The organism is Secundilactobacillus pentosiphilus, from assembly GCF_002217985.1.
Taxonomy (GTDB): domain Bacteria; phylum Bacillota; class Bacilli; order Lactobacillales; family Lactobacillaceae; genus Secundilactobacillus; species Secundilactobacillus pentosiphilus.
In genome coordinates this window covers 110,607-122,175 of sequence record NZ_BCMI01000005.1, presented here as the reverse complement: position 1 = coordinate 122,175, position 11,569 = coordinate 110,607, and the positions used below count along the sequence as shown (strand labels likewise).

9 protein-coding genes are annotated in these 11,569 nt (G+C 47.8%); 6 read left to right on the top strand and 3 right to left on the bottom strand.

Annotated elements, in window-relative coordinates; all coding sequences use genetic code 11:
* Positions 1–186: 186 nt before the first annotated feature.
* The 4 genes from mvk (at position 187) to fni (ending at position 4,318) form a co-directional block, all read left to right on the top strand.
* Positions 187–1,134 carry a mevalonate kinase gene (mvk, locus tag CES81_RS04040; protein WP_089120806.1) on the top strand — a complete coding sequence of 316 codons (948 nt, stop codon included), beginning with the start codon at positions 187–189 and terminating at the stop codon, positions 1,132–1,134.
* On the top strand, positions 1,134–2,120 hold the full coding sequence (gene mvaD, locus CES81_RS04035) for a diphosphomevalonate decarboxylase (RefSeq protein WP_089120805.1): 987 nt from the start codon (positions 1,134–1,136) through the stop codon (positions 2,118–2,120). Before mvk ends, mvaD begins: the two co-directional genes overlap by 1 nt.
* A 79-nt stretch (positions 2,121–2,199) precedes the next feature.
* Complete coding sequence (locus CES81_RS04030) at positions 2,200–3,273, top strand: phosphomevalonate kinase (protein ID WP_089120804.1); 1,074 nt, start codon at positions 2,200–2,202, stop codon at positions 3,271–3,273.
* Between the two features lie 4 nt (positions 3,274–3,277).
* On the top strand, positions 3,278–4,318 hold the full coding sequence (gene fni / locus CES81_RS04025) for a type 2 isopentenyl-diphosphate Delta-isomerase (protein ID WP_089120803.1): 1,041 nt from the start codon (positions 3,278–3,280) through the stop codon (positions 4,316–4,318).
* Between the two features lie 81 nt (positions 4,319–4,399).
* On the opposite strand, the gene CES81_RS04020 is transcribed toward fni, so the two are convergent.
* Positions 4,400–5,752 carry an RsmF rRNA methyltransferase first C-terminal domain-containing protein gene (locus CES81_RS04020; RefSeq protein ID WP_089120802.1) on the bottom strand — a complete coding sequence of 451 codons (1,353 nt, stop codon included), beginning with the start codon at positions 5,750–5,752 and terminating at the stop codon, positions 4,400–4,402.
* Between the two features lie 172 nt (positions 5,753–5,924).
* Between CES81_RS04020 and CES81_RS04015 the strand changes: the two genes are divergently transcribed.
* Positions 5,925–6,734 carry a Cof-type HAD-IIB family hydrolase gene (locus CES81_RS04015; RefSeq protein ID WP_089120801.1) on the top strand — a complete coding sequence of 270 codons (810 nt, stop codon included), beginning with the start codon at positions 5,925–5,927 and terminating at the stop codon, positions 6,732–6,734.
* Between the two features lie 83 nt (positions 6,735–6,817).
* Here the strand turns inward: CES81_RS04015 and CES81_RS04010 are convergent, their stop codons facing one another.
* Positions 6,818–7,708: a helveticin J family class III bacteriocin gene (locus tag CES81_RS04010; protein WP_089120800.1), complete on the bottom strand. Its 891-nt coding sequence runs from the start codon at positions 7,706–7,708 to the stop codon at positions 6,818–6,820.
* A gap of 106 nt (positions 7,709–7,814) precedes the next feature.
* On the opposite strand from CES81_RS04010, the gene CES81_RS04005 reads away from it, so the two are divergent.
* Entirely contained in the window at positions 7,815–9,935 is a 2,121-nt protein-coding gene (locus CES81_RS04005; RefSeq protein ID WP_180949721.1) for a metallophosphoesterase family protein, read from the top strand.
* Positions 9,936–10,005: 70 nt separating this feature from the next.
* On the opposite strand, the gene glpK is transcribed toward CES81_RS04005, so the two are convergent.
* A complete protein-coding gene (gene glpK / locus CES81_RS04000; protein WP_089120798.1) occupies positions 10,006–11,517 on the bottom strand; it encodes a glycerol kinase GlpK in 1,512 nt (503 codons plus the stop codon).
* Between the last annotated feature and the right edge of the window lie 52 nt (positions 11,518–11,569).

Here is an 11,569-nt window from a genome sequence, read left to right as displayed (position 1 = left end):
AACCTACTGACGATTAAGCTTATTCTTAAATAAAGCATTAAATTTACTTGATTTTCAGGTACGCAACACCCTAGCTTCTTGTCACAACCCGCTAATTGTCGTATGATACCATGTGTTTGTAATCATTTACGAAACGTATGAGTTATTTTGAAATTTACAATAAACGTTCGAGGGGAGCAATTCTTAGTGGATACACCGGCTAGTGGCAGCAGTCACGCAAAAATTATATTAATCGGTGAACACAGCGTTGTGTATCACCAGCCGGCGATTGCACTGCCGTTGCCAGCCGTACGTGAAAGTGTGACTTTAGCGTACCGAAACGATGGTGTTCAGCAGCTAATCAGTCGCTATTACACTGGTGCAAGACACTCAGGTCCCAAACAACTCGGCGGTATCAATGAGTTGATCGATGAACTGTTGGCATGGTTCGATGCAACTGATCTGGGCTTTGATTTAACCATCAACAGTCACTTGCCTGCCGAACGCGGCATGGGTTCATCAGCAGCGACGGCAGTGGCGATTATTCGCGCACTGTACCAGTTCTTGGAACAGCCGCTGTCACACGACCAGTTGCTGCTTGATGCCAATATTTCCGAAAAAATTATTCATGGTAACCCAAGCGGGATCGATGCTGCAACGGCTAGCGCCAAGAATCCGATCTGGTTTATTACCGGAACCGCGCCCGTCGTCATTCCGTTTCATATGCACGGCTACTTAGTGGTCGCGGACAGCGGGATCCATGGTCAAACGGGTCTGGCTGTTAAGGCAGTTGCTCATTTTCGTGAAACTGATCCGCAGCTGGCAAACCAAGCCATTAAGGGGCTGGGTCAGCTGACCTATGCCGCTAAAACGGCGCTGGCAAACGATCGTTTAGCCGACCTAGGAACGATTTTCGACCAGGCTCAGGCTCGCCTGCAACAACTGGGGGTCAGTCATCCTCAGTTGGATGAAATGATCAGTGTAGCCAAACAAAACGGTGCACTTGGCGCCAAGTTAACCGGTGGCGGAATGGGCGGCTGCATGATCTGTCTGGCTCCAGACGAATCCACAGCAACTCAGATTCGCCTCGCATTAGCCAATCATGGCGCTGCACAATCGTGGGTCCAGCCCTTAAAAAGTGAGGATACTAAATAATGGTAATTGCAGATCATCCAATCACAGCCAAGGCACATACTAATATTGCCTTGGTTAAATACTGGGGGAAGTTAAATGACCAGCTGATTATTCCGCAAAACGACAGCTTATCGATTACCCTAGACAAATTCTATACGCAAACTGCCGTTCAATTTCTCCCGGAGTTAGCGGCCGATGACGTTATTTTTGACGGTCAGGTTTTATCTGACGATGCCAGTTTAAGGGTGCGGACGTTCTTAAATCACGTGCGTGAACTTGCTGGCTTTGATTATCATGCCAGGGTGATCACTAAAAATTTCGTTCCCACCTCCGCCGGACTGGCTTCTTCGGCCTCAGGCTTCGCGGCCCTAGCAGGTGCTGCCAGCCGCGCTGCCGGCTTAGCTTTAAACCGTCGTGACCTTTCCAGATTGGCCCGTCGCGGATCGGGTTCAGCTACCCGTTCCATTTTTGGCGGGTTCGTCGCTTGGCAGCAGGGACACGATGACGCGACGTCATTTGCCTACCCCATCGATGAACGGCCGGCTTGGGACATTGCGGTAGTGGCGCTGGTATTAACGGTGAAACAAAAAAAGGTCTCTAGCCGCGTCGGCATGCGGCTTGCTGTTGAGACCAGCCCCTTTTATTCCGCCTGGGTAACTGCCAGTCAAGCCGATTTTAAAACGGTAAAAACAGCCATTCAAAACCAGGATTTTGAAGCACTCGGCCGCACTTCTGAGCAGAACGCCATGCGGATGCATGCGTTAACGCTGAGTTCCGACCCGAACTTTACTTACTTCAACGCTGACAGCATTAAAGCCATGCAGCTGGTTAAAGACTTACGTTTGCAAGGGATAGCGTGTTACTTTACAATGGACGCTGGACCAAACGTCAAGATCATTTGCCAAGGTGCTGATGCTGAGCAAATCGCCCAGCACTTTCAAGCGGTCTTCGGCAAGGATCAAGTACTGATCACCCGACCAGGTGCGGGTATTTCAATTTCAGATTAAATAACTTACTTTAATAAATTGCTTTATTGATGAATTAGCGGCAAGTACCTTTAGCCTGCTAATGAAAGGACATGATTTTTTGATTTCTGTGAAAGCCCCAGGCAAACTTTATATTGCAGGTGAGTACGCCGTCGTGGAGACTGGCTTCCCCGCCATCATTGTTGCCTTGGATCAATTCGTAACGGTGACGATTCAATCCGCTGACCAAATCGGCAGTATTGTTTCCAGTCAGTATCAGGAAAATTCCATTTACTGGCGCCGTGAAGACGGGGAAATGGTTTTTGACAATCGGGATAATCCCTTCCACTACATTTTATCCGCCATCAAGGTAACGGAAGATTATGCTAAGACACTGGGCAAGGATCTGGGAATTTATCATTTAACCGTTGAAAGCGATTTGGACAGTAAGGACGGTCGTAAATACGGCCTGGGATCTTCTGCAGCGGTCACCGTTGCAACTATCAAGGCGCTCTGCAAGTTTTATGATCTTCCCGTTAACCACGATAAGTTGTTTAAGCTAGCAGCTATCGCGCATTTTCACGTCCAGGGAAACGGGTCATTAGGCGACATTGCTGCCAGTGTTTATGGCGGCTGGATCGCCTATCGTTCCTTTGACCGGGACTGGTTGAAACTAGCTGAAAAGAACTACAACTTTGCTGAAATGCTGTCAATGGACTGGCCGGGGCTAGATATTGAGTTACTGACGCCGCCCAAGAACCTTAAATTATTGGTCGGCTGGACCGGTTCACCGGCTTCTACTTCCCACTTGGTTGATCGGGTGGCGCTGAATAAAGCTAAACGGCAGCAAGCCTATCAAGACTTTCTCACCAATAGTAAGGCCTGTTTGAAGCGGATGATCGAGGGCTTTAGGAACCAGGATCTTCACGCCATTCAAGCCGAAATCGCCGTTAACCGCAAATTGCTGAATGAACTGGATCAGTTCACCCAAGCGCATATTGAAACCCCACTGCTCAAGAAGCTTTGTGACATTGCCGAAGAGTTCGGCGGCATCGCCAAGACTTCCGGTGCTGGTGGCGGTGACTGCGGGATTGCAATTATTGATTCACATAAACAGCTCAACCAGTTGATTGAAAAATGGGCTGCTAACCAAATTATTCCACTTAGATTCAACGTTCACCACGTAGAGGAGTGATGACATGACCTCACAACAGTCACATCGAAAAGATGAACACGTTTCCCTGGCTGAGAAATTTCACCAGCCTGCCGAAAACAGCAGCTTTAACCAAGTTAGGATACTCCATCAAAGTTTGCCTGAATTGGCTTTGTCAGACGTTGATGCCTCTACCAAGTTTGCCAGGAAGCAGGTTGCTTACCCGGTTTTGATTGAAGCGATGACTGGCGGCAGTGAGCAGACGGGTAAGCTAAACGCACAAATTGCGCAGCTAGCTGCTGCTGTCCACCTGCCAATGGCTGTTGGGTCGCAAAGTGTTGCCTTGAAGCAACCTGAATTAACCGAGACCTTTGCCGTTGTCCGCGACTACAATCCAGACGGTTTGGTGATTGCCAACATTGGTGCAGGGCACAGCGTTGCTGACGCTCAGGCAGCCGTGGAAATGATTTCGGCTGATGCCCTGCAAGTTCACATTAACGCTGCTCAGGAAGTCATTATGCCTGAAGGTGACCGGGAATTTTACTGGCTGGATCAATTGGCAGCAATTGTGGCAAAGCTGAACTTGCCGGTGATCGTTAAAGAAGTCGGGTTTGGGATGACCGCCAAAACGGTGCAGAAGTTAATGGCGATCGGGGTCAAGTACGTTGATTTGAGTGGCCGTGGCGGCACGAGTTTTGCCAGGATTGAAAACTTCCGCCGGCCGGCAAAGGAAATGGCCTACCTTGATGACTGGGGGTTAACAACGCCGGAATCGCTGCTTGAGATGCGTAAGCTTTCAAGCCGCCCGGTGATTGTTGCCAGTGGCGGTATTAAAACACCGCTAGATGCCGTTAAAGCATTGGCTTTGGGCGCCGACATGGCGGGCATGGCTGGTGAAGTTTTACACCATCTCATTACTACGGATTACGTGGCAACGGTTGAATGGCTAAGGCATTGGCTACAGGATTTCAAACGGCTAATGCTGTTAACAGGCAGCAGCACCGTCAAAGATCTGCGCAAGCAATCCATGGTCTTTTCACCAGAACTGGAGTCGTTTGCCCGCCAAAGATTCATTTCACTAGAATAAATCTTTAGAATAAATCTTTAACAACCACAACAAAAAACGTTTTAGCACTTCATACCAGTGCTAAAACGTTTTTTGTGTCGTTTATTCAACTTTAAACCGTAACCCCTTGGGAAAGAAGTTCTTAACGGTTTGGTTAACAACCTTACCAAAAGCGACTGGCTGATGGTTGCAGAACAATCGAACCCAGCCCTTTTTAACGGGCATCTCATCGCTTGTGAAAATATCGCCGTGGACCACTTGCTTCCAGTCAGCTTCAGAAATCGACGCCTCATACTTAAATTGACCGGGACTTAAAGCCAGTGCCATGGCGTAACTAGGTTCAAAGCGGTTTTTCTTTAAGGTGCCCAGGTGCAGCCCTGGCCGAATAACTTTTAGTCCTCTTAACGACGTGGTTCCTTCGGGCATCAAATAAAGCTGATCGCCGAAGGCCAGCAATTGATGTGAGTCCACCTTAAAGTTTAAATACTCAGCGGCAAACGCTTCAAATAAGTGAGATTGGTCCCGGGAAACGTTGGACGGCTGGCGGTGATACTTGCTGCTGTTGCCAATCGCTTCATTCAGTCTCAGCTTAGCAACAAAGTGCCCTTCTCCGCGCATTAAATGCGGAAACAGCCGTGCGGCCTCTTTTAAACTCGGATCGCCATTACCCCACTCCGGTTTAGCATCAATGATGCCCGCAGGTTTTTCAATGGGGACGATTTCGAATTGCGGATAAGTTTCTAAGAGCCAGGAAATAATCTGTTCGTCTTCTTCCGGCGCAAACGTACACGTTGAGTAAACTAATTCACCACCGGGTTTAAGCACTTTAACAGCCTCGGTGAGAATCTCCCGCTGGCGTTTGGCACAAGCAGCTGGGTAGTCAGTGGACCAGTAGCTGACGGCGTCCGGATCCTTTCGGAACATACCCTCGCCTGAACAAGGAGCGTCCACCAGAACTTGGTCGAAGAAAACGGGAAAGGCCTTGGCAATCGAAGCGGGGTTTTCATTGACCACCAGCGTATTGCTTAGCCCAAAACGTTCCGTGTTTTCAGCCAGGACCTTAGCACGTTTGGGCATGATCTCGTTGCTGACGAGCAAACCGCTCTGTTGTAGGAAGCTGCCCAGGTGAGTTGATTTGCCACCGGGAGAAGCACAGAGATCAAGCACCCGCATGCCAGCTTTGGGGTGCGCGACTTCGCCGACAAACATGGCACTGGGCTCCTGACTGTAAACGGCGCCGCTTTGATGATCAAGGCTACGTCCTGAAACCTTACCGTAGTAGCCCCACTGCGTGTAAGGTACCGGATCGCTTAAATCAAGGTCAACGGGTACCGGCCGCATCGGATTGATCCTGAAACCACTGTTTTCCGGCTGGTCGAAACTGGCAAAAAAAGCGGCCGCTTCGTCGCCTAGTAGGCGTTGATATTTAGTTTTAAATGCTGCTGGTAATTCCATGATCTATCCCTTTCATTTCGCAAAAATTCCCTGAAAAAAGTATACCTTTTCAGGACCTGAGGGTCAATTTTAATTGGCCCCGTTTGATGCAATGGAAGATATCTTGCCCTCGCCCTATCGATTGTGGTAAATTTAATCTATTAATCTAATCGAAAAGAACGGATGTGTAAGATTGACTCAAAAATTAATTGCCCTTGATCTGGATGGAACAACCTTAAACAATGAAGCGCAACTGTCTAAAAAAACGGTTGCCACTATTAAGGCGGCGATTAAAGCTGGCCACGTGGTCAGTATCGTCACGGGACGGCCCAATCGGCTTTCCCAAAACTTTTACGATCAGTTAGGCCTGTCTTCACCGATGATCAACTTTAATGGCAGTTTAGGCCATATGCCTCATCAGCACTGGCAGTATGAATACCAGTATACCTTTGATCGTGGGATTGTGCTGGACTTATTGCAGCACCAGCAGGAATTCAACATTCAAATGATTGCTGCTGAAGGAAAGCACCTTTTCTTAGCGCACCAAACCGAATCAACTCAGGTGGGCTTTTTCCCCGCTGTTTTAACGCACGAACAGCAGCTAAGCCCTGCTACCTTAACTCAAAATCCTACTAGTATGACGATTGCGGTTGACCGACCATTACAAAAACGGCTTCAGTCTTACATTGAAGAGCGTTTTGGCAGCTCTGTGGACGTTGCCCCTTGGGGTGGTCCAAACAGTGTTTTGGAAATCGGTGCTAAGGGTGTGCAAAAGGCCGTTGGCGTAGAACGTCTTGCTCATTATTACCATATCGACCGACAAAACGTCATTGCTTTTGGTGATGAACATAACGACAAGGAAATGATCGAATTTGCCGGTCGGGGTGTTGCCATGAATAACGCCACTAATCAGTTAAAAGCCTTGGCTGATGATGTGACTGAACACAATAATGACCAGGATGGCATGGCAGAATACCTCTCAAAAGCGTTAAAGTTAGCCTAAAAACAGTTCGTATAATTAACGATAGCCTAGCACTGCTCTTTTGAGCAGCGCTAGGCTATCAAACATTTTAAACAAGTTACTGCTTATTTCCAAAGCGTCTTTTCTACACGGTGAATGGTATTCGAATAACTGTCATTTGACTTTTGAACGACGCCGAAGTACACGTACTTGCCAAACAGTGCAATGCCAGTCAGGCTGGTATCTGCGGTTAAACCATCGATCGACTGATCATGAAACCCGTTTTTTAACAGCCAAAAGCCCTTACTTACCTGTTGCTGTGCACCATAACTTTTGGTGGCATAAATGGCTCGGCCATTGGAAAAAGCGATGCTTTGAATACTGCCAATGGTGTCGGGGGCCAGTTGCTTTGCCGTTGGTTTAAACGATTGGTAAACGTTGGCCATCATGTCAAAGTCACCAGCTTCAATGGCTGCTTTATCAGCTTCGATCATCTGCCAGATCATTTGACTGACCTGCTGCATATTATAAACACTGCATTGCAGGTGCTGTGCTTTATCCAGAACCATCACAGTCAGCTCATTGTGATCACTGGATAAGGCAGAAACTGCACCAATCACGGGTGCCGGTAAAGGCGTACCGGTGATATTGGCGCTCTCTAAATGCGTTATTTTAAAAATCCTTGGCTGGTCCTCCTGACTATCGGCATCGACTGCCACGTACCACAGTTCGGGGGCAGTGACCTGTCCGTTAACGCCGATCGGCTGACCGCAAACGACTAGGTCAAGCTTGGGAGCGCTTTGAAACAGTGCTAAACTATGCACGTTAACAAAGTTTTGCAGCGTTATTTTATCGGCTGTAGCAACGGCTTTAGAATCACCTAAATCACATCTAGTGATAACTGTGTCCTGTTTGATCGTTTGCGCGACGTAACACATTTGGTGGTCAAAACAAAAGGCGGTAACTGGTGATTGCTTCCCCAGTCCCTGAATCTTATAAGCTAAAGTTGGCTGCATTAATAAAACTCCTTTTTCATTGCAGGTAGTGCTAGAGGCAAGCACACCTGTATAATCGTTAAGTTGATTATACCATAAGATTTAAAATTAGATGGTGGTGACAGTATTGAAACAACTTCAGAAAAACACGTTTATTGATCATTTAATTGATGGCCAAAAGGTATGCCAATCGGGCTTCTTTACTCCTGACCGGTTTTTAATCAGTCGAAAACAGCCTAATGGTTTAAGTTCACGTAGCCAAATTTATCCGGCACACCGTCCGGTTCACTATCTGGCTAAACTAAAAAGTGATGGCCGTTACTGGTTAGTTCTTGAAGATGGCTATCTCTGTATAGCTACTGCCAAACGCGTTTTATACGGCCATGATAATAATCCGATTTGGCAAGCCAGCACACAATCGTTACCTAAAGCAGCGCAAGTGCCTGCTGTAAAATTCGATACTGACAAACGTTTCTTTGTCACTGCTGAACCCCTAGTATTCAGAACTGCTCCGGAATGGTCAGCAGTTAATTCTAAGTGCAAAATGCTGTATACAGGTCGTTTAGTTGTATATAACAAGATACTGGTAAATAAAGGAATCTCTTATCTTGAAACCCAAGAGGGCTTTTTACCCTATTACAATTCGCAAACGGGTAAACGATATGGTGTGATCATCAGCTCAAAACTAAAGCGACCAGCAAAGGTCTCATCCAATCACCCCACCATCTTTAAGCTGCACGGCCAGTTCCGCTTTAGCCGTCGTGGGGTTGACGTTTATCAATCTCCCAATCTTCAATCTCCGATCATGGGGCACCTTAACCGTGGCACCATCGTCGATTATACGGGTAAATTGGCAGATCGGCATCGCGGCTGGCTCCAGTTGACCCGTGCAGGTCAGCACAGTTACGTTCCCTTTATGAGTCGCTATCGGAACCATGGTCACTACTTCGGCCGTGAGATCACGGGCTCTAAAGCCGTTTCACGTCTACGTGAACCCTGGGTCTTCAATCGTACTGACGCCACGGTAGACCTTTCCACGACACCGTTGGAACACACTGCTTTACGGCAGGTTGAAGAGCAGCTGGCAAACGTCAGACAGCCTGATTCGATCGTCATTGGCCTGATCAACGATACCCACTATGATGCTCACCAATCCACTTACAGTCAGCGAACGCTGCATGATCTGCTATTGTTCAGCCATTTTGCTCGTAACCATGATTTTAACGGTATCGTCATGAACGGCGACCTGGTTGATGGTAATCAACCCCTGAACCGGACCATTATTGATACCGGTGATGCTGTTTCCGCCCTTGCGGAAAGCCAACTGCCGGTTTTCATTACTCAGGGTAATCACGATGATAATTCTGGTTTTGCCCGGTATTTAAATGGTTATCGTACTGAACAGGTCATGACGGAACAAACGGCACTTCATTTACGCAATCGGCTGAATAATCAGTGGTTAGCCAACCAGAATAACTTCTATGGCAAATACAAGGTCCCTGGCACCGCTATCAGTCTAATTATGCTCAATACCTTTGACATACGTGACTCGCACTCAGACGTTTATTTTGACCGTGATTACGATGATCAGCCTAATGGTATCCATTGGACGGGGATTCTACAAAATATTCGGCACAGCCGTTCGCGAATTGCCAGTCAACAAGCTGCTTGGCTGACTAAGACGCTGGACCAGTTAGCCCCTGATGAGCAAGTGATCGTTTTCACCCACGATTCGATTCGCTCCGCAACCCGGAGACAAGCCGTTACCCCCTTTTGGACTTATGACTGGTTTGCTAATAATCAGCAAGGCGATTTTGCTCGGATTTATAATAATTTAGTGAAGCATCGGCAGCAAATCATTGCCGTTATGTCCGGTCATACCCACGTTGATGATTGGTCACGTGAGGATGGTCTAAACTGGATCACCACCACTTGTGATATCGCCGACCGGCGTAAAACGAGTCGTTTGAACAGTCGAACCATTGGTGCTTGGGACGTTTTGGTAATCAATCCGAAGCAGCGCCAGTTACTTCGCTTGCGCTACGGCTGGCGTGACCGCGCTGGTCGGATTCGCCACTGGCAATACCAGCTATTTGGCGATGGAACTGACACCAGAAGGCGGACACTGAAAGAAATTTTTAAGCGGCCGGATCCGCAGCCGTTGTCTGGTAATGCGCGATACTACCAAAATCAAAATAAACAGGTTGATCAAATTTGGCGCGGTTTTCGCGGTTACTTTGATTATTGAGGTCAAACTAATGATAAAAACAGCCTTTTCATCGGTAACGGGATGAAAAGGCTGTTTTTATAGTTGAAATTTACAAATTTTTCTTTGGTTTAAATAACTGGGTAGCTTTTACCGCTGCCTGCCAACCAGAATAACAGTTTTCGCGGTTTGCGTCAGACATTTGCGGATCAAATTCTTCAGCTGGTTTGTGCATGCGTTTGATCTCATCTAGATCCTGCCAGAAACCAGTTGCTAATCCTGCTAAATATGAAGCTCCCAAAGCCGTTGTTTCAGCAATTGCAGCCCGCTGAATGTGCGTGTTTAAAATATCAGCTTGAAACTGCATCAAAAAGTTATTATTGGCAGCCCCGCCATCAACGCTAAGTGTCTTGATGTCGATGCCCGTATCAGCAGCCATCGTGTCGACAACGTCGCGAGTCTGGTAAGCAATGGCTTCCAGCGTTGCCCGGACAAACTGCTCCCGGGTAGTGCCGCGAGTCAGACCGAAGACGGCACCGCGCACTTCTTGATCCCAGTACGGTGCACCCAGACCAGTGAAGGCTGGAACAACGTACACGTCGTTAGTCGTTTTAGCTTCAACCGCCATTTTTTCGGATTCCGGTGCGTGTTTAAATAACCGCATACCATCCCGTAACCATTGAACGGCGGAACCGGCAACGAAGATACTGCCTTCTAGGGCGTACGTGACTTCACCGTTAATACCGTAAGCAATGGTTGTCAATAGTCCTTTATGTGACAGGGTTGGCTCAGTCCCGGTATTCATCACGATGAAAGCACCGGTACCGTAAGTGTTTTTAACCGAGCCCTTTTCAAACGCCGTCTGTCCGAAAAGCGCGGCCTGCTGATCACCGGCGATACCGGCAATCGGTACTTGGAGACCAAAGAAAGTAAATCCGGCCGTGTACCCGTAAGTGTATGAAGAAGGGTGAACTTCCGGCAGCAAACTAGCCGGAATATTCAGGAGATCCAAAATCTCTTCATCCCACTTTAAATCGTGAATGTTGAATAGCATGGTCCGTGAGGCGTTGGTGTAGTCTGTGGCGTGAACGCGGCCACCAGTCAGCTTCCATAAGACCCAGGTATCAATCGTCCCGAATAAGAGCTCGCCCTTTTCAGCACGCTCGCGCACACCAGGGACGTTATCCAGGATCCACATGATCTTCGTTGCTGAGAAGTAAGAGTCGATCACTAGGCCCGTCTTTTTGTGGATCAGATCGGCATAACCCTTTGCCTTTAGTTCATCAGCAATTTCACTGGTTTGCTTTGACTGCCAAACAACCGCATGGTAGACGGGTTCACCAGTGTTCTTGTCCCAGACAATCGTTGTTTCACGCTGGTTAGTGATACCAATGCCCCGTACCTTGTAAGGCTGAATATGAGCATCGATCACCGCGTCAGAAATTACTGACTGGACGGCACTCCAAATTTCGTTGGCATCATGTTCCACCCAGCCAGGCTTTGGAAAGTGCTGTGTGAATTCACGTTGCGCCTGACCCACAATTTGACCGTCCCGGTTAAATAGAATTGCACGTGTACTGGTCGTACCCTCGTCAATTGCCATTATGTACTGTTCGTCATTCATCGTTAAGTCTCCATTCATTTACGTTCTCAAGATAGTGAATCTCTCTATAGTA